Below are 17174 nucleotides of genomic sequence, written 5' to 3'. Positions count from 1 at the left end.
GGACTCCTCAGACCAGGTGAATGGCGACCAGCAGCCAGTCGATCAGCTTGATGCCGATGAAGGGAACGAGCAGGCCGCCCAGGCCGTAGATGGCGAGGTTGCGGCGCAGCAGCGCGGCGGCGCCCACCGGCCGGTAGCGCACGCCCTTGAGCGCCAGCGGGATCAGGAACACGATCACCAGCGCGTTGAAGATCACCGCCGACAGGATCGCCGACGACGGGCTCGCGAGGCGCATCACGTTGAGCGCCGCGAGCTGCGGATAGGTCGAGACGAAGATCGCGGGAATGATCGCGAAGTACTTCGCCACGTCGTTGGCGATCGAGAAGGTGGTCAGCGAGCCGCGCGTCATCAGCAGCGCCTTGCCGGTCTCCACCACCTCGAGCAGCTTGGTCGGGTTCGAGTCCAGGTCGACCATGTTGCCGGCCTCCTTCGCGGCCTGCGTGCCGCTGCCCATGGCCACCGCCACGTCGGCCTGCGCGAGCGCGGGCGCGTCGTTGGTGCCGTCGCCGGTCATCGCGACCAGCCGGCCCTCGGCCTGGTACTTGCGGATCAGCGCCAGCTTGTCCTCGGGCGTGGCCTCGGCCAGGAAGTCGTCCACGCCGGCCTCGGCCGCGATGGCGGCGGCGGTGAGCCGGTTGTCGCCGGTGATCATCACCGTCTTGATGCCCATGCGGCGCAGCTCGGCGAAACGCTCCTTGATGCCGGTCTTGACGATGTCCTTGAGCTCGACGATGCCGAGCACGCGGTCGCCCTCGGCCACCGCCAGCGGCGTGCTGCCGCGGCGCGAGGCTTCCTCGGAGGCGCGCAGCAGCTCGGGCGCCATCGTGCCGCCGAGCGCCTCGACGTGCCGGCGCACCGCCTCGACCGCGCCCTTGCGCAGCACGATGGGATCGGTGTCCAGGCTGTTCGGCGCGGCCGGCAGGTCGACGCCGCTCATGCGGGTCTGCGCGGTGAAGGCCACGAAGCGCGCATCCTCGACCGGCGCGGGTTCCAGCCCGTCGCGGCGCGCGAGCTCCACGATGCTGCGGCCCTCGGGCGTCTCGTCGGCCAGCGAGGCCAGCATGACGGCGCGCGCGAGGCGTGCCTTGGTGACGCCGGGCGCCGGCAGGAAGGCGCTGGCCTGGCGGTTGCCGTGCGTGATGGTGCCGGTCTTGTCGAGCAGCAGCACGTCGACGTCGCCGGCGGCTTCCACCGCGCGGCCCGAGGTCGCGATCACGTTGGCCTGCATCATGCGGCTCATGCCCGCCACGCCCACGGCCGACAGCAGGCCGCCGATGGTGGTGGGGATCAGGCACACCAGCAGCGCGACCAGCGCGGTCAGCGAGACCACCGTGCCGGCGCCCGCGGCTTCCACGCTGAACACCGAGAACGGCAGCAGCGTGACCGTGACCATCAGGAACACCAGCGTGAGCGCCACCAGCAGGATGGTCAGCGCGATCTCGTTGGGCGTCTTCTGGCGGCGCGCGGCCTCGACCATGCCGATCATGCGGTCGAGGAAGGACTCGCCCGGGTTCACCGCGATGCGCACCACCAGCCAGTCGGACAGCACGCGGGTGCCGCCGGTCACGGCCGAGAAGTCGCCGCCCGACTCGCGCACCACCGGTGCCGATTCGCCGGTGATGGCGCTCTCGTCGACCGAGGCCACGCCTTCGATCACCTCGCCGTCGAGCGGGACCACGTCGCCGGCCTCGACCAGCACCACGTCGCCCTTGCGCAGGTTGGGCGCCTGCTCGGGCAGCCACTTCGCGTCGCGCTGCGGCTCGGCCAGCTTCTTGGCCCAGGTGTCCTTGCGCAGGCCGCGCAGCGAGGCGGCCTGGGCCTTGCTGCGGCCCTCGGCCAGTGCCTCGGCGAAGTTGGCGAACAGCACCGTGAACCAGAGCCACACGGTGACCGCGAGCACGAAGGTCGGCGACATGCCGGTGTCGCCCGGGAAGCTCAGCGTGTGGATCCACAGCAGCGTGGTGAGGATGCTCCCGATGTAGACGATGAACATCACCGGGTTGCGCCACTGGGTGCGCGGGTTCAGCTTGGCGAAGGCACCGCGCAGCGCGGGGCGCACCAGTGCCGCGTCGAACAGCGACAGGGAAGTCTTGGTTGTGGTCATGACGTGCTCCTCCTTACTTCCAGAGCACCAGGTGCTCGACGATCGGCCCGAGGGCCAGCGCCGGCACGTAATTGAGCAGACCGACCAGCAGCACGGTGCCGATCAGCAGGGAAACGAACAGCGGCCCGTGCGTGGGCAGCGTGCCGGCCGTGACCGGAAGACGCTTCTTGGCGGCCAGCGAACCCGCGATGGCGAGCACCGGCACGATCATCGCGAAGCGGCCGAACCACATCGCCAGGCCCAGCAGCGCGTTGTAGAAGGGCGTGTTGGCCGACAGGCCCGCGAAGGCGCTGCCGTTGTTGTTGGCGGCCGAGGTCAGCGCATAGAGGATCTCGGAGAAGCCGTGCGCGCCGGGGTTGGCGATGCCGGCCTTGCCCGCGCCCGAAACCACCGCGATGGCGGTGCCCACGAGCACCAGGATCGGCGTCACCAGGATCGCGATCGACAGCAGCTTCATCTCGCGCACCTCGATCTTCTTGCCGAGGTACTCGGGCGTGCGGCCGATCATCAGCCCGGCGATGAACACCGCGAGCATCGCGAAGATCAGCATGCCGTACAGGCCCGAGCCGACGCCGCCGAACACCACTTCGCCGAGCTGCATCAGCACCAGCGGCACCATGCCGCCGATCGGCGTCAGCGAGTCGTGCATGAGGTTGACCGCGCCGCACGAGGCGGCCGTGGTCACCGCGGCGAACAGCGCCGAGGCGTCGATGCCGAAGCGCACTTCCTTGCCTTCCATGTAGCCGCCCGACTGCAGCGTGCTCGCGGCCTGGTCGACACCCAGCGGGCCGAGCAGCGGATTGCCGGCCTGCTCGGCGGGCGTGAGCACCATCACCGCGACCACGAACATGATCGCCATCGCCGCGAACACCGCCCAGCCCTGGCGCATGTCGCCCACCACGCGGCCGAAGGTGAAGCACAGCGCCGCGGGGATCAGGAAGATCGCGAGCATCTGCAGCAGGTTCGACAGCGCGGTCGGGTTCTCGTAGGGGTGCGCCGAGTTGGCGTTGAAGAAGCCGCCGCCGTTGGTGCCGATCATCTTGATCGCCTCCTGCGAGGCGACCGGGCCCATGGCCAGCGTCTGCGTCGTGGTGGTGGCGTCCTCCATCACCGGCGCGCCCTTGTCGTCCTTCAGCGGCTGGCCGTCGGGGCCGGCCTTGGGCTGCTGGAACGCGGTCGTCTCGAGCGTGGTCGCCGCCTTGTACTCGTCGAAGTTCTGGATCACGCCCTGGCCCACCAGCACCACCGCCAGCACGAAGGAGATCGGCACCAGCACCCACAGCGTGACGCGCACGATGTCGGCCCAGAAGTTGCCGACCAGGCCCTTGCCCTGGCCTTCGCCGCGGCGCGCGAAGCCGCGCACCAGCGCGAACGCCACCGCGATGCCGGTCGCGGCCGACACGAAGTTCTGCACCGTGAGGCCGAGCATCTGCGTGAGGTAGCTCATCGTCGACTCGCCCGCGTAGCCCTGCCAGTTGGTGTTGGCGACGAAGCTCACGGCGGTGTTGAAGGCCGAGTCGGGCGACACCGCGCCCATGCCGGCCGGGTTGAGCGGCAGCAGTCCCTGCAGCCGCTGCAGGCCGTAGACCACGATCGCGCCGACCGTGTTGAAGGCCAGCAGCGCCATCGCGTAGACGCGCCAGTTCATCGACTGCGCCGGCGCCACGCCGGCCAGCTTGTAGAACGGGGATTCGACGCGTGCCATCCAGCGCGGCACGCGTTCGTTGCACAGCGCCGCGAGGAACCTGCCGACCGGCCAGGCCAGCAGCAGGAGCAGCGCGAAGAAGAGGGCCAGCAGGCCCCAGGCCGAGGCGCTCATCTCAGAACTCCTCGGCGCAGATCAGCGCGAAAACCAGGTAGGCGAACAGCACCACGGCGATCAGCGCGCCGAAGCCGTAGAGGACGTCGAGGCCGATCACGATGCGTCTCCCTCTTTGGCTGCCGGCGGGTTCGGTCCCTCGAGCCGGTTCAGCCCGACGACCATGGCCGCCACCACGACCCATAGCGCCAGCAAGGCGCTCATCCAGACGATGTCCATGCATCACTCCTGCTATCAAAAAGATGAATTGCAGTCTCGGCAGATGCGCGTCAAAACGGGGGAAAGAGTCGGTGGGGGGCCGTAAAGAAAGCGTAAAAACGCCGCGCGGGGCGGCGTCGGATCAGGCGGGGGAACGGCTGCGCAGCGCCTGCGCGAGCACGAGCAGCACGGCGCATGCCGCGCCATAGAGATGCGCCTGCACCAGCACCTCGCCGCCGATCAGTGCACGCTGTGCCTCGGTGGGCTCGCTCCACAGCTGCCAGCCGATGCGGGCCGCCACGACGGCCAGTGCCAACCGGGCCGGCAGGTCGCCGCGCCAGGCCTGCGGCGCGAGCACCCAGACGAACAGGCCGTACAGCACGCCCGACAGCCCCGCGTAGTCCGCGACCCGGGGCGATGCCAGCAGCAGCAAGGCGCTCACGCCGAGCGCCAGCGCGACGAAGGCGCCGGCCCAGGCGCGCGCGCCGGCGCGGTCCTTCGCGAACGCCGCGCACACGGCCAGCCCGCCGAGGTTCAGCAGGCAATGCGTCCAGCCGAGGTGCACCAGGTGCGCCGTGAGCAGGCGCCAGAGCTGGCCGCCGAGCACGGCCGAGCGCTCGTAGCGCAGCGCCTCGTAGACCGGCTCGCCGCCCGCCTGCAGCGCGAGCATCAGGCCCGCGAGCACGACGGGGCCACGCCAGCGCGCGGGCACCGGCGAGGAGGACGGCGGGTCTTGCATGCGCGGCAGTGTATCGGCGCGACTTCCACAGCCTGCCCGCGCGCGGAATCCGGGTAATCACTATCGAACCCCGGCCAATGGGCCTTCAAGCTGTGGTCGGCCAATTTTTGTTCAACAAAACAAGGGGAATTGTCATGAGGATCAGTCATCGCATCTCACGTCCCACGCAATGGTCCATCGTGCTCGCCGCCGCCATCGCGGCCGGCCACCCGGTGTCGGCGCAATCGCCCGACACCGGCGACTGGGTCCAGGTCTATTCGATCGTCGTGCCCTACGCCAGCGACAACGATCTCAACGCCCTGACCCGGCTGCTCGACCATGCCTACGTGGACCAGAAGGCCCGCACGGTGTCGGCGGAGGTCGGCCCGGGCGAACTGGCGCAGCTGCGGATGCTGGGCCTTCCCGTGCAGATCAACGAGGCCGAGACGGCCCGGATCCGCGACTACATCACCAAGGGCGTGGGCAAGCAGGCCTCGTCCGCACCGGACACCACGCCGGGCACGAAGAAGATCTCCGACGGCGGTTCGCATGCGGCCTGCTACCGCACCGTCGGGCAGGTCTACAGCAGCTTCGACGAGCTGGCCGCCAAGTATCCGAAGCTGGTGAAGGTGCAGACGCTCGGCAAGACCTGGATGGGCGGCCAGTACCGGCAACCCGGCACGGACTCCGACAACAACACGAATTCGTCCTGGGTCAACCTGCTGGTCAAGTACCTGCCCGCGAGCGTTCTCAACACCTTCAACCTGAGCCTGTTTCCCACCGAGCCCTACCCGATCCGCGTGATCGTGGCCGGCAACTTCGAGAAGCAGGACGCGCAGGCGCAGAAGCCGCCGAACATGGTCTGGACCGGCGGCATCCATGCCCGCGAGTACGCCCCGCAGGAAGTCGGCATGAAGTACATCGAGTGGCTGCTCGACAACTACGAGACCGATGCGAACGCCCGCATGATGCTCGACACCAACCGCTACCACTTCGTCGTCCACAACCCCGACGGCCGCTCGATCGCCGAGCAGCAGATCACGGCCCGGCAGCGCAAGAACACCAACTACGCCACGGCCGCCTGCAGCACGGCGCGCAGCGGCGGGGTCGACCTGAACCGCAACTACCCCTTCGGCTGGCGCACGGGCGGGCCCGGGGCTTCGGACAACCAGTGCGCCGAGGACTATCGCGGCACCGCGGCCGTCTCCGAGCCCGAGACGCAGGTGGTGCTCGACTACGTGCGCGGCAGCTGGAACCAGGCCGCCTGCAAGTGGGAGGGCGGCGCCCTGCCCGACGGGCGGCCCAAGAGCGCGACCTATTGCAACGCGCAGAACCGCGACAACGGCGGTGCCGGCGAGTTCGACTGGAAGACCGGTGCCGACGAGAACTACGGCGGCGGGGTGTTCATCGACCTGCACAGCGCGGCGCGCGCCATCCTCTGGTCCTGGGGCGTGCGGCGCTCCGAGAACGAGAACAACATCCAGACGCCCAACAACCTCGGGCTGGCCACCATCGCGCAGCGCATGGCCTATCACAACAAGTATTCGGCGCAGCAGGTGCTCGGCTACGACACCGAGGGAACGACCAAGGACGCCGTCTACGGCTACCTGGGCGCGCCTTCGTACACGGTGGAGATGGGCCGCTCCTTCTACGAGAGCTGCGACAACTTCAACAAGGAGGTCTATCCCGAGAACTTCAACGGCTTCCACTACCTGAGCCGCGTGCTGTACCGGCCCTACCAGCTGCCGCAGGGACCGGACACGGTCGACGTGAAGATCGCCGCCGAGGCCGTGCAGGCGGGAACGAAGGCGCTCGTCACCGCGACCGTGGACGACAACCGCTACCTCTATTCGAAGCCTGGCCAGTCGGACATTCCGGCGCCGCCGGTCCCGGTCGTCAAGAAGATCAAGACGGCGCTGGCCTATGTCGGCAAGCTGCCGTGGGAGGCCGGCGCGGTCGGCATCCCGCTGGCGCTCTCGGCCTCGGACCAGGCCAGCCCCGGCCTCGAGGAAGCGACCCGGACCGCGAGCGGCATGCTCGACACCACGGGCCTCGCACCGGGCCGCCACATGGTCTACGTGCAGGGCATCAACGAGGACGACAAGCCGGGGTCGGTGTCGGCCGCGTTCCTGAACGTCAAGGCCGCGCCCGAGGTCACGCCGGAACAGCCGGTGATGCCGATCGCATTCCCCTTCCGCAGGAGCGGCGGCGCGCTGGACCTGGTCGACCTGGCGCTGGCCGCGCTCGGCGTGGCGGGCCTGGTGGCCGCGCGCCGGCGTCGTCGCTGATCGCGCGCGACGGGGCGCTCAGGCGCCTCGTCGCACGAGCTTGCCGGTGGACGAGGCGCGCGCGATCAGCCGGCCATCGAGCGACCAGAGGTCGGCCTCGAGGAACACCACGCTGCGGCCCCAGCGCAGGATGCGCGCCTCGGCCTCGAAGCTAGCAACGTCGGCCCGGTCGAGGAACGAGATCTTGAGCTCGAGGCTCGCGAGGCCGGCCGCGGCGTCCTTCGCGTTCACCGCGAAGGCCATCGCGCAATCGAGCCATGCGGTGACCAGCCCGCCCTGCACCACCGTGCCGTTGCTGTGCGCGAACTCGGGCCGCGCCACGAAACGCACGCGCGCGAGGCCGGCCTCGGCATCGCTGCGCAGCAGCTGCGAAAAGCCGATGGTGTGCATCAGCGCGCTCGGGAATTTTTCGATGTCCATGCGGGGATTTTCGCGTGGCCGATGCGCACGGCCTTGACGCCTCGGCGTCTTGTCCCGGCGCGTCAGGTGCCGAAGATGCAGCGCGTGGTCGCCATCATCCGCGGCTGCTTCGTCGCGTTGACCGAGGGCGTGTGCAGCACGCGCATGTCCATCAGGAACACGTCGCCGGCGCGGCCGCACATCTCGACGATGGCCAGGCCCTGCTCGCCCAGGCGGCGCTCCAGGTCCAGCGGGTCCTTGAGCAGCTCGCGCAGCGCGGGTTGCGAATCCGAGGCCGGCCGCCGCGTGTCGATGCGGTGCGAGCCCGCGAGCGCGAGCGTGGCGCCGCCGTGCGGCGCCACGTCGTCGATCAGGAAGAAGGCCTGCACGCCGGGCAGCGGATCCTGCGGCCGCGCCGCGAGGTCTACATGCCAGTTCAGGCCCTGCAGGGTCCAGTCGCCTTGCTGTGGCGGCGACAGCAGCAGCTGCGTGCCCGGGTGGCCCGTGGCGGCGGACGGCGGGGCGCGGTGGCCGAGCTTCGCGATGAAGTCGAGCAACGCCGGCGTGACCAGCGCCTCGTGCAAGCCGGGCAGGTTCACGAGCGCCGAGAGCTTGCCGATCTGCTGGAACAGCGGCAGGCGCTGCACCGCGCTCAGGCCACCCTTGGCGCCGGCCAGGCGCTTGAGTTCGTCGCGCAGCTTCTGGCGCAGCGGGGCCACGCGGGGCTTCGGGTGGAAGCCTTCGAGGTGGAGGTAGCCGTGGGTCCTGAAATGATCGATCTGCGTGGGGCTCATGAAAGCATCCAGGGGAACTCCCGGCAGTGGAACACGCTGGCGGCCCGGCGTCAGCCAGCGGGATCCGACACCTTCGGCCGCCACGCGATCACGCCCTGCGTGCGCGCGCGCACCTCGGGCGTCGCGAGGCAGGTGGCGACGGCCTCGTAGCCCGGTGCGCCTTCGAAGGGCGCGACATAGGTCGGCGGGCTGTGATTGGCCGGGCACAGCAGGATCGACTCGTGCGCGCCGACCGCCGCGAGATCGAGGAAGGCACTGGAGCGCGTGAGCAGGAACAGCGGCCGGGCCTCGGCGCCGCGGCGGCGCAGGTGGGCGATCAGCGCTTCCTGGGTCGCGTGGTCGAGGCCCTGCTCCACCATGTCGACGACGATGGCGGCGGGGCCTTCGGCCTCGAGGCCGGCCAGCAGCGCGGTCAGGGCCTCGGATCCGGTGGCGCCGTCCTCCACGAGCCAGGCCAGCGCGGCATCGACGCGCGATCGCAGGGCGGCGTCTTCACGCAACCGCGTGGCGGTGGCATCGCCCTCGGCGCGGTCCAGCGGCAGGAAGACCGCGCCCGGAAAACGCTCGGCGATGCGCAGCGCGAGCCGCGTCTTACCGCTGCCCAGCGGGCCGACGATATGGTTGATCGGGCGGATTTCGCTCAGCGCGAAGCGTTCGCCGCCCCAGGGCCAGGGCCAGGGCAGTTCGAACTCGAGCGCGGGTCGGGTGTCGGGCTGCAGCAGGCGCGCGAGTTCGCCGGGCGCGGGCAGGCGTCCGCGCGCGAGTTCGTCGCGCAGGCCGCGCACCCTGTCCAGCGTGGCGTCGAGTTCTCGCGCCTTGGCTTCGAGCACCGCCTGGTGCGCGGCCAGCGCCGGCGCCAGCCCTTGCGCATCGCCCTTCAGCACGCGCGCCACCTGCGCGAGGCTCAGGCCCAGCGCGCGCAACGCGACGATCTCGGTGGCACGCGCCATCTCGGCGGGCCCGTAGGAACGCCAGCCTGCGGCCGTACGCGCCGGCACCAGCAGGCCGCGCTGCTCGTACAGCCGCAGGGCCTTGGCGGACACGCCGAGCCGGCGCGCGGCCTCGGCCGGGTTCAGGAAACGGGAAGAAGGGGTCACGGAATCACCTCGGTTTTGCTGCGATGCCGTGTTTATCGAGGTGGCCGCAGGGGCCGGGTCAAGCATGGCGCGCGCAACGCACTCAAAGATCGCGCTGCAGCTGCCAGGCCTGGTACTTGAGGCTCGCCACCGCGCCCGCGACGATGCCGACGATCGCCGGCAGGCTCGCGAGGCTCAGCGTGGAGAGCGCGCTCAGGCCCTGGCCGATGGTGCAGCCCATGGCGGTGACGCCGCCGATGCCCATCAGCACGGCGCCGCCCAGGTGGTGCGCGAGGTCGCCGCTGCCGGCGAAGCCCTCCCAGCGGAACTCGCGCGCCCACAGCGCCTGCGCGGCGGCACCCACGATCACGCCGGCCACCGAGGCGATGCCCAGGGTCAGCAGCTTGTTGGCGTCGCTGTAGAACATCAGCCAGTCGAGCGCATAGGCCACGGGCGTGACGAAGCTCAGCGCCTCGGCGCGGCCGGAGTTGGTGGCGAGGAACACGTGCTCGAGCGTGAGCGGATGCTCCTCGACCACGGCCCAGTGACCGCTGAGCCACCAGGCGGCCACCACCAGCGCGCCGATGGCGAGCCCGCCCGCGAGGCTGCGCGCATCGCGCCGGCCCCAGGCGGCCCAGGCGATCAGCGCGCCACCCGCGACCAGGCCGATCGCGAGCCGCAGCGGCGCGGCCTGCATGCGCAGCGCGCCGGCCAGCACCTCGGGCAGCGAGGCATTGACGGCCAGCTCCAGGTGCACCGCGTCGACGGTGGCCACGCGCAGCACGGCGGTGATGCCCTTGAGCGTGGCGAAGGCCGCGATGCCCATCACCAGCAGCACGACCAGCGCCTTGAGGCTGCCGCCGCCGACGCGCACCAGCGTCTTGTTGCCGCAGCCCGAGGCCAGCACCATGCCGAAGCCGAACAGCAGGCCGCCGACCAGCGCCGAGAGCCAGAGGATGCGGTTCGATGCATAGAGCGTGCGGTCGGCATCGACCCAGCCCGCGAACACCAGCGCCGAGAAACCGATCAGCGCGACGCCGCCGGCCGCGGCCCATTGCCGCACGCGCGTCCAGTCGCCGAGGTTGACCACGTCGCTGATGGCGCCCATGGTGCAGAAGCGCGTGGCGCGCGCGACGGCGCCGAACACGGCCGAGAGCGCGAAGGCGGCCGCGAGCGCGAACGAGGTGAGGAGGGAGACCTGTTCGACAGACATGCGGCGATTCTAGGGAGCGCGGCCCGTGTCCACACGACACGGTGCGCACCCGCCGGCGGCCGTCAGGCCAGCCCCGGATTGGGCGCGACGTTCTTCAGCACCGGCGCCTCGGGCGCGCGCGCGGCCACCACCTTGCGCGACTTCAGCCAGGGCTCGATCACCTCCCACACGGGCTTGTTGCCGGCGCTGCGCGCCTCCTCGCTGACCGGCGCCCAGCCAGCGACCTTGTAGGTGCGGCCGGCCTCGATGGGCTTGCCGTCCAGGCGCATGTCCTGGATGCGCTGGCCCATCGCGGCCGTGGGATCGCAGGCGTACTGCAGGCCGCCCACGCGCACCATGTCGCCGCCCTGCTGGTAGTAGGGGTCGGGGTTGAACAGGTTGTCGCAGACGTCCTCGAGCACGGTCTTGAGCATCTCGCCGCTCATCGGCGTGACGGTGGCGTACGAGTAGGTGGTGGCGGTCATGTCCATCAGCCATTCGCGCGTGATGGGCTGGCCCGGCAGCAGCGAGGTGCCCCAGCGGAAACCGGGCGAGAAGGCGATTGGCGCGTCCTGCACCTCCATCAGCGCGTCGAGCAGCAGCTGGTCGCCGGTGCCGTTGAAGTTGCCGCGCCGGTACAGCGTGCCGTCGGTGTGGGCCAGGGTTTCGGACAGCTTGGCCTCGTAGGGCGCGCGGATGCGCGCGATCAGCGCGTCCATCTCGCGGTCGACCGGGATCAGGTCGGAGAACACCGGCAGCAGGCGATAGCGGAAGTCGCTGACCTTCTTCGCCTTCACCTCGAAATCGAGCACGCCGAGGAACTTGCCGTTGGAGCCGCCGTTGACCACGATGGTCTGGCCGCCGGCATTGCCCACCAGCGTGGGCATGGGCGTGCCGTCGTGCGTGTGGCCGCCGAGGATGGCGTCGACGCCGCGCACGCGGCTGGCCATCTTGAGATCGACGTCCATGCCGTTGTGCGAGAGCACGACCACCACCTGCGCGCCCTTGGCACGCGCCTCGTCCACCACGCGCTGCAGGTTGTCGTCCTGGATGCCGAAGGTCCAGTCGGCCACCATGTAGCGCGGGTTGGCGATCGGCGTGTAGGGAAAGGCCTGGCCCACGATGGCGCAGGGCACGCCGTTGATCTCGCGCATGACGTAGGGCTTGAAGACCGGGTCGCCGAAGTCGGCGGTCTTGACGTTCTGCGCGACGAACTCGACGCGGCCCGCGAAGTCCTTCTCGATGATCTCCTTCACGCGCTCCATGCCGTAGGTGAACTCCCAGTGGCCGGTCATCACGTCGACGCCGAGCAGCTTGCAGGCATCGACCATGTCCTGCGCCTGGGTCCACAGCGAGGTGGCCGAGCCCTGCCAGGTGTCGCCGCCGTCGAGCAGCAGCGCGCCGGGCCGGCTGGCCTTGAGCTGCTTCACCAGGGTGGCGAGGTGCGCGAAGCCGCCGACCTTGCCGTAGCGCTGTGCCGCGCGGTCGAAGTCGAGGTGCGTGAGCGCATGCGCCACGCGCGTGCCGGGCGCGACGCCCGCGGCCTTGAGCAACTGCTCGCCGACCAGGTGCGGCACCTTGCCGCGCATGCTGCCCAGGCCGATGTTCACGCTGGGCTCGCGGAAGTACAGCGGCTTGAGCTGCGCATGGCAGTCGGTCATGTGCAGCAGCGACACGTTGCCGAAGCGCGGCAGCGCGTACATCGCATCGACGGCACCGGCCGCGCTGGCGCCGTCGTGGCGCCCCAGGCCCAGGCCGGCCACGCTGCCGGCGCCCAGCAGTTGCAGGAACTCGCGCTTGGAAAGGTTCATGGAAGCGGCGGGCCTTCTGCGTCTATCGATTGACCGGCGACTGCGGATCGAGCAGCAGCCCCATCACGTCGCGGATCTGCGCTTCGTCGAGGATGCCCGAGTGGCCGACGCGCGGCATGTTCGAGCAGGCGTTGTAGGCGCGCGCGTTCCAGAGCTTGCCCCAGGTGTAGTCGACGATCGGCTTCGAGGCCGCGGCCGCCGGGTCGCTCACGCCGCGCAGCTTGCCGTACTGGTAGAGGCTGGGGCCGAGGGTGCCGAAGGAGATCTCCTCCTTCGACATCTGGTGGCAGTTGTAGCAGTTGCCGCCGTTGGCCGGCCCCTTGGCGGAGGCGGCGGCGTCGGTCCAGGTCAGGCCGCGCCCGTTCTGCGCGATCTTCTCGCCCTCGCGCCAGTCGCCGACGAACCTGCCGTCGGCCGGCCACCGGATGGTCTTCATGTTGGCCGCCTCGATCTCCTTGGCGGTCTTCTCTTCGAGCGGCTTGCCGCTGGCGTCGGCCTCGCTGCAGGCACGGTTGGCCGGGTCCTGCACGAGGCGGTCGACCTTGGCGATGCCCTGGTCGCGGAACGAGCTCTTCAGGGCCTCGGCCGTGTAGCGGTCGATGTCGGCCGCGCTGTCGGCGCTCGCGCAGCCGAACAGGGCCAGCGCGCAGGCGACCGCGACGGCGCCCAGGATGTGGTCGGCATTCATGTCGCGTTCCTTCAGCGCTTGATGGCCGGGGCCGTGGTCTTCACGCCCTTGCCGTTGACGCCCATGTACACGGCCAGCGCGATGGTCACGTCGCTGGCATAGCCCGGGTAGGGAAAGCGCTGCTGGCGGAAGCAGTCGTTGAGCCGCCGCTGCATGCCCCAGAGTTCGCCCGAGGACACGCGGTAGGCCGGCCAGGCACCGAAGCCGTCGCCGGCACCGGGGCTCTTCGTGAGGTTCGGCAGGTCCTGCAGCCGGATGCGCTTGTCGTCGGCGCCATGGCAGGTGGCGCAGGCGAAGTCGTGCGGGCCGGCGCGCAGGAAGAACAGGCGCTTGCCCACCTCGTAGGCGCGGCGCTCGCTCGCATGCGACTGCGGCAGGTTCAGCGCCATGCCCTTCGACTCGGCCGAGATCCAGGCCACCAGCGCCTCGAGGTTCTTCTGCTCGCCGCTGCCGAACGGCGTCTTCGCGATCTCGGCGGCATCGAAGCCCTGCAGGGTCTGCATGCAGGTCAGCAGGCGCGATTCCATGTCCTGCACGCGGCCGGTGTCGGCGAAGTGGCGCGGCAGTTCGGCGAACGCGCCCTTGACCACGCCCGGGCCCTTGCCGAGGTCGCACTTCTCGAGCGAGGCGCCCTTGGGCCCGCGCTTCTGCTTCCAGAGGTCTTCGCCCTTGGCCTCGAACAGCTCGGCCGGGTTGCCGTCCTGCAGCAGCGCGCGGTACTCGGCGATGCCTTCGGCGGTGGTCTTCTGCGCGGCGGCGTGCAGCGACAGGCTGCCCGCCAGCAGCAGCAGGCACGGGAGTGGGATCTTGCGCATGGCGACCGCCTAGCTGACGGTGGCTTCGTCGGTGCGGGTGTCGCCGCGGTTGTCCTTCCAGGTCACCGAGATCTTGTCGCCCGCCTTCGCGCCCTTGAGCGTGAACTGCATGAACGGGTTCTTCGAGACCGCGGGGCCCCAGTCGGCCGTGAGCACGGTCTTGCCGTTGAGCGAGGCCGTGACCTCCTGGATGAACCAGGCCGGGATGGTCTTGCCGGCGGCGTCCTTGCGCTGGCCGGTTTCCATCTCGTGCGCCATCAGGATGCGAACGGTCGTCTTGTCGCCCGCGGCCTGGGCGCGGATGCGCATGGGATCTGCCATGGTGGGTCTCCTTCTCTCGTTGTTTCTTCGTGGGGGTCGGCGCGCGCGTCAGCCGCCGCAGCCGCCCAGCGTGACCTTGACTTCCTTCTTCGCGAACAGCGCCTTGCCGTCGTTCATGACGGCGATCGCGTACACGTCGGAGGATTGGCCCAGCTTGGCGCGGGTGGTGAAGTTCGCCTCGACGAACTCCGAGGTGTTGAAGATCGCGACCACCGCGTTCGGGTTCTTCTCGACCAGCAGCATCAGCTGCTTCACGCCGGCCAGCGAGGTCGCGACGCTCAGCGGCACCACGGCGCCGTTCTCGGCGATGTCGGGGCCGGTGATCGTGACCTCCTTGCTCTCGGTGGGCGTGCCCGCGCCGATGGCCTTGAGCGCATCGGCCACGCTCTTGGCCTCGAAGGCTTCCTTGGTGTAGGCCAGCGCGCTGGCCGGCAGCCAGGCACCGGTGGCGGCGAGGCCCGCGAGCGCGGCGGACTGCTGGAGGATCTGTCTGCGGTTCTTCATGGCGTGTCTCCTGTCGAATCGATGGTGGGCCGGGTGCGCGGTTGCGATGTCATGGCCCGGCGCTTTCGGCGAGCCAGCGCGCCACGGCCCTGGCATCGTCGTCGCCGATGGTCTGCGGCGGCATCGGGATCGCACCCCATACGCCGCTGCCGCCGCTCTTGATCTTCTCGAGCAGGTGGTCGACCTGGCCCGGGTATTTCTTCGCGATGTCGGAGAAGGCGGGGCCGACGAGCTTCTGCGTCATGCCGTGGCAGGCGACGCAGCTGTTCTTCTCGAGCACGGCGAGCGGGGCCTTCGAGGCCGGTGCCGCCGCGGCGGGGGCGCCGGTCTTCGTGGCCGGCGCGGTGTCGATGCCGCGCTGCGGGCCCACCAGCCGGTTCTGCTCGGCGAGGTTGCCGTGGCTGCCGCGCGCATGCGGCGGCAGCTGCGACACGGTCTGCGTGGCAGGCACGCAGTCGCGCATGCAGGCGACCGCCGCCACGTCGGGTTTCGCCGCGCGGCCGAACTCGTTGCCGGGCCACATCGCGTGCGCGGTGGTGGTGCCGTTGCGGTTCGGCATGCGCGCCTGCACCTCGCGGATGTTGCGGTCCGACAGCGTGAAGTCGTCGGGCACGATGCCGCCGAGGTTCAGCATGTAGGCGGTGACGGCGAACACGTCGTCGGGCGTCAGCGACTTGGGCTGGTTCCACGGCATGGCGCGGTAGACGTAGTCCCAGACGGTCGAGAGGCTCGCCACCTTCATCAGCGTGGTGCGGCCCGGGAAGGCCGGGTCCTTGAGTCGCGCGACATGGCCGGTCTTGATGTCCTCGGCCGTGGTGCCGCCGACGATGGGGCTGAACACCTGGTTCGATTCGCCGAACACGCCGTGGCACGAGGCGCACTTGCCCTCCCAGATGTCCTGGCCGCGCGCGACCGAGCCCGAGCCCTTGGGCAGGCCCTTGAAGTCGGGGCGCACGTCGATGTCCCAGGCCGCCACTTCCTTCGGCGTGGCGTCGCGCCCGATGCCCGGGTAGGCGGCCTTCGGCTGCGCCCAGGTGGCGATGCAGACGCCGCAGCCCGCGAGCGCCAGCAGCGCGCGCAACACGATGCGGCTAACCGAGCTGGACATTCGCCACCTCCCCGCTCGCCTGCACCTGCCAGGACTGGATCGCGTTGTTGTGATAGATCGAGCGCGTGCCGCGCACCGCGCGCAGCTGGCGGTAGCCGGGCTGCACGTAGCCGGTGTCGTCCATCGCGCGGCTCTGGATGATCGCGGGCGAACCGTCCCACGCCCAGTCGATGTTGAAGCGCGTGAGGCACTTCGAGAGCACCGGCGACTCGAGCCGCGCGCTGCGCCAGTTGCGCCCGCCGTCCACGCTGACGTCGACGCGCTTCACCTTGCCGCGTCCCGACCAGGCGAGGCCGGTGATGTTGTAGAAGCCCTTGTCCAGCAGCGTCTGCCCGCCCGAGGGCGTGGTCACCACGCTCTTGCATTCCTGCACGCTGGTGTACTGGCGATGCTGGCCGTCGGGCATCAGGTCGACGTAGTGCACCGTCTCGTCCTTGGTGCCGTAGGGCATGTCGCCGAGCTCGATGCGGCGCAGGTACTTGACCCAGCTCACGCCCTGCACGCCCGGCACCACCAGCCGCAGCGGATAGCCCTGCTCGGGCCGCAGCATCTCGCCGTTCTGGCCGTAGGCCACCAGCACCTCGCCCGAGCGCACCAGGCTCATCGGGATGGTGCGCGTCATCGAGGAGCCGTCCGCGCCCTCTGCCAGCACGAAGCGCTCGCCCTTGAGGTCGGCGCCGGCCATCTCGAGCAGCGTGATCAACGGCACGCCCGTGAATTCGCTGCACGACAGCATGCCGTGCGTGTACTGCGCGGTGGGCACCGCGACATTGCCCCACTCCATGCCGGTGTTGGCACCGCATTCGATGAAGTGGAAGCGCGAGACCGAGGGCAGCCGCATCAGCTCGTCGAGCGTGAAGACCTTGGCGGCCTTCACGAGGCCGTTGATCATCAGGCGGTGCTTCGAAGGATCGATGTCCCACCAGCCCTGGTGATGGCGCTCGAAGTGCAGGCCGCTGGGCGTGACGATGCCGAACAGCGACTGCAGCGGCGCGAACGAGACCGAGGCCTGCGCGGTCGGCGTGAGTCCGGGGCTCTGGCGGCGCTGCACGTTGGCCTCGTACTTAGAGGGCTTGCCGTAGCCGTCGGTGACCACGGGCTGGCCGAGGCCGGTGCTGTGCGCGGGCAGTTGGAGGATCGCGGGATCGCCATCGGCCTGCGCGAACGCCGACGTCGCTGCGCCACCCGCGACGGCGGCCGCGAAGGCACCGCGGATGAAATCGCGCCGGCCCTTGCGCGCTTCCGAGAACACGGTGCGCACGCCCTGCGCGTCGACGAAGTTCTCGGGCGCCTTGCGCACCTGGCCGGGCTGCTGGATGTTGCTCATCGCAGGCCTTCG

General features: G+C 70.1%; 17 protein-coding genes. 1 reads left to right on the top strand and 16 read right to left on the bottom strand.

What is annotated here, in order from left to right; translation table 11 throughout:
- Positions 1 to 7 precede the first annotated feature (7 nt).
- From kdpB to rrtA, 5 genes are all read right to left on the bottom strand, one after another.
- Positions 8 to 2104 (bottom strand): potassium-transporting ATPase subunit KdpB, encoded by a 2097-nt coding sequence (gene kdpB / locus R0232_RS02235; protein ID WP_431511115.1) that lies wholly within the window; start codon positions 2102 to 2104, stop codon positions 8 to 10.
- Positions 2105 to 2117: 13 nt separating this feature from the next.
- Positions 2118 to 3923, bottom strand: coding sequence for a potassium-transporting ATPase subunit KdpA (gene kdpA, locus R0232_RS02230; RefSeq protein ID WP_208509084.1), 1806 nt, complete (start codon positions 3921 to 3923; stop codon positions 2118 to 2120).
- A 1-nt stretch (position 3924) separates the two neighbouring features.
- Complete coding sequence (kdpF, locus tag R0232_RS02225) at positions 3925 to 4023, bottom strand: K(+)-transporting ATPase subunit F (RefSeq protein WP_057593567.1); 99 nt, start codon at positions 4021 to 4023, stop codon at positions 3925 to 3927.
- The gene (locus tag R0232_RS02220; RefSeq protein ID WP_256223059.1) at positions 4020 to 4142 is read right to left on the bottom strand and encodes a hypothetical protein; all 123 of its coding nucleotides are present in this window, start codon (positions 4140 to 4142) and stop codon (positions 4020 to 4022) included. The genes kdpF and R0232_RS02220 overlap by 4 nt, the downstream gene beginning before the upstream one ends.
- A gap of 121 nt (positions 4143 to 4263) precedes the next feature.
- The gene (gene rrtA / locus R0232_RS02215) at positions 4264 to 4860 is read right to left on the bottom strand and encodes a rhombosortase (RefSeq protein ID WP_431511114.1); all 597 of its coding nucleotides are present in this window, start codon (positions 4858 to 4860) and stop codon (positions 4264 to 4266) included.
- A gap of 134 nt (positions 4861 to 4994) precedes the next feature.
- Between rrtA and R0232_RS02210 the strand changes: the two genes are divergently transcribed.
- Complete coding sequence (locus tag R0232_RS02210) at positions 4995 to 7127, top strand: M14 family zinc carboxypeptidase (RefSeq protein ID WP_431511113.1); 2133 nt, start codon at positions 4995 to 4997, stop codon at positions 7125 to 7127.
- Between the two features lie 18 nt (positions 7128 to 7145).
- On the opposite strand, the gene R0232_RS02205 is transcribed toward R0232_RS02210, so the two are convergent.
- From R0232_RS02205 to soxC, 11 genes are all read right to left on the bottom strand, one after another.
- Complete coding sequence (locus R0232_RS02205; RefSeq protein ID WP_431511112.1) at positions 7146 to 7547, bottom strand: PaaI family thioesterase; 402 nt, start codon at positions 7545 to 7547, stop codon at positions 7146 to 7148.
- Positions 7548 to 7609: 62 nt separating this feature from the next.
- Positions 7610 to 8320, bottom strand: a complete 711-nt coding sequence (locus R0232_RS02200; RefSeq protein ID WP_431511111.1) for a phytanoyl-CoA dioxygenase family protein — start codon at positions 8318 to 8320, stop codon at positions 7610 to 7612.
- 50 nt (positions 8321 to 8370) lie between these two features.
- Positions 8371 to 9417 carry a MerR family transcriptional regulator gene (locus R0232_RS02195; RefSeq protein WP_431511110.1) on the bottom strand — a complete coding sequence of 349 codons (1047 nt, stop codon included), beginning with the start codon at positions 9415 to 9417 and terminating at the stop codon, positions 8371 to 8373.
- Positions 9418 to 9499: 82 nt separating this feature from the next.
- Entirely contained in the window at positions 9500 to 10609 is a 1110-nt protein-coding gene (locus R0232_RS02190; RefSeq protein ID WP_296801490.1) for a YeeE/YedE family protein, read from the bottom strand.
- Between the two features lie 62 nt (positions 10610 to 10671).
- Positions 10672 to 12399, bottom strand: coding sequence for a thiosulfohydrolase SoxB (gene soxB / locus R0232_RS02185; RefSeq protein ID WP_431511109.1), 1728 nt, complete (start codon positions 12397 to 12399; stop codon positions 10672 to 10674).
- A gap of 22 nt (positions 12400 to 12421) precedes the next feature.
- Positions 12422 to 13087 carry a sulfur oxidation c-type cytochrome SoxX gene (gene soxX / locus R0232_RS02180; protein ID WP_431511108.1) on the bottom strand — a complete coding sequence of 222 codons (666 nt, stop codon included), beginning with the start codon at positions 13085 to 13087 and terminating at the stop codon, positions 12422 to 12424.
- Between the two features lie 11 nt (positions 13088 to 13098).
- Positions 13099 to 13902: a sulfur oxidation c-type cytochrome SoxA gene (gene soxA, locus R0232_RS02175; protein WP_093355164.1), complete on the bottom strand. Its 804-nt coding sequence runs from the start codon at positions 13900 to 13902 to the stop codon at positions 13099 to 13101.
- Positions 13903 to 13911: 9 nt separating this feature from the next.
- Positions 13912 to 14223 (bottom strand): thiosulfate oxidation carrier complex protein SoxZ, encoded by a 312-nt coding sequence (gene soxZ, locus R0232_RS02170; protein ID WP_172705585.1) that lies wholly within the window; start codon positions 14221 to 14223, stop codon positions 13912 to 13914.
- A gap of 48 nt (positions 14224 to 14271) precedes the next feature.
- Positions 14272 to 14727, bottom strand: a complete 456-nt coding sequence (gene soxY / locus R0232_RS02165) for a thiosulfate oxidation carrier protein SoxY (protein ID WP_093355161.1) — start codon at positions 14725 to 14727, stop codon at positions 14272 to 14274.
- A 49-nt stretch (positions 14728 to 14776) separates the two neighbouring features.
- Entirely contained in the window at positions 14777 to 15835 is a 1059-nt protein-coding gene (locus R0232_RS02160) for a c-type cytochrome (protein WP_431511107.1), read from the bottom strand.
- Positions 15819 to 17162, bottom strand: a complete 1344-nt coding sequence (soxC, locus tag R0232_RS02155; protein WP_208513786.1) for a sulfite dehydrogenase — start codon at positions 17160 to 17162, stop codon at positions 15819 to 15821. The genes R0232_RS02160 and soxC overlap by 17 nt, the downstream gene beginning before the upstream one ends.
- Positions 17163 to 17174: the final 12 nt, after the last annotated feature.

Source organism: Variovorax sp. DAIF25, from assembly GCF_050711835.1.
Taxonomy (GTDB): domain Bacteria; phylum Pseudomonadota; class Gammaproteobacteria; order Burkholderiales; family Burkholderiaceae_C; genus Variovorax.
This window is presented reverse-complemented; position numbering and strand designations above follow the sequence as displayed.

What these genes read in the sequence shown, in the direction of transcription:
- soxB (WP_431511109.1), bottom strand. Translation starts at nt 12,399, where the DNA reads ATGAACCTTTCCAAGCGCGAGTTCCTGCAACTGCTGGGCGCCGGCAGC.
- soxC (WP_208513786.1), bottom strand. Translation starts at nt 17,162, where the DNA reads ATGAGCAACATCCAGCAGCCCGGCCAGGTGCGCAAGGCGCCCGAGAAC.
- soxX (WP_431511108.1), bottom strand. Translation starts at nt 13,087, where the DNA reads ATGAATGCCGACCACATCCTGGGCGCCGTCGCGGTCGCCTGCGCGCTG.
- rrtA (WP_431511114.1), bottom strand. Translation starts at nt 4,860, where the DNA reads ATGCAAGACCCGCCGTCCTCCTCGCCGGTGCCCGCGCGCTGGCGTGGC.
- R0232_RS02200 (WP_431511111.1), bottom strand. Translation starts at nt 8,320, where the DNA reads ATGAGCCCCACGCAGATCGATCATTTCAGGACCCACGGCTACCTCCAC.
- R0232_RS02210 (WP_431511113.1), top strand. Translation starts at nt 4,995, where the DNA reads ATGAGGATCAGTCATCGCATCTCACGTCCCACGCAATGGTCCATCGTG.
- R0232_RS02205 (WP_431511112.1), bottom strand. Translation starts at nt 7,547, where the DNA reads ATGGACATCGAAAAATTCCCGAGCGCGCTGATGCACACCATCGGCTTT.
- kdpB (WP_431511115.1), bottom strand. Translation starts at nt 2,104, where the DNA reads ATGACCACAACCAAGACTTCCCTGTCGCTGTTCGACGCGGCACTGGTG.
- soxA (WP_093355164.1), bottom strand. Translation starts at nt 13,902, where the DNA reads ATGCGCAAGATCCCACTCCCGTGCCTGCTGCTGCTGGCGGGCAGCCTG.
- R0232_RS02160 (WP_431511107.1), bottom strand. Translation starts at nt 15,835, where the DNA reads ATGTCCAGCTCGGTTAGCCGCATCGTGTTGCGCGCGCTGCTGGCGCTC.
- R0232_RS02190 (WP_296801490.1), bottom strand. Translation starts at nt 10,609, where the DNA reads ATGTCTGTCGAACAGGTCTCCCTCCTCACCTCGTTCGCGCTCGCGGCC.
- R0232_RS02220 (WP_256223059.1), bottom strand. Translation starts at nt 4,142, where the DNA reads ATGGACATCGTCTGGATGAGCGCCTTGCTGGCGCTATGGGTCGTGGTG.
- soxY (WP_093355161.1), bottom strand. Translation starts at nt 14,727, where the DNA reads ATGAAGAACCGCAGACAGATCCTCCAGCAGTCCGCCGCGCTCGCGGGC.
- kdpA (WP_208509084.1), bottom strand. Translation starts at nt 3,923, where the DNA reads ATGAGCGCCTCGGCCTGGGGCCTGCTGGCCCTCTTCTTCGCGCTGCTC.
- soxZ (WP_172705585.1), bottom strand. Translation starts at nt 14,223, where the DNA reads ATGGCAGATCCCATGCGCATCCGCGCCCAGGCCGCGGGCGACAAGACG.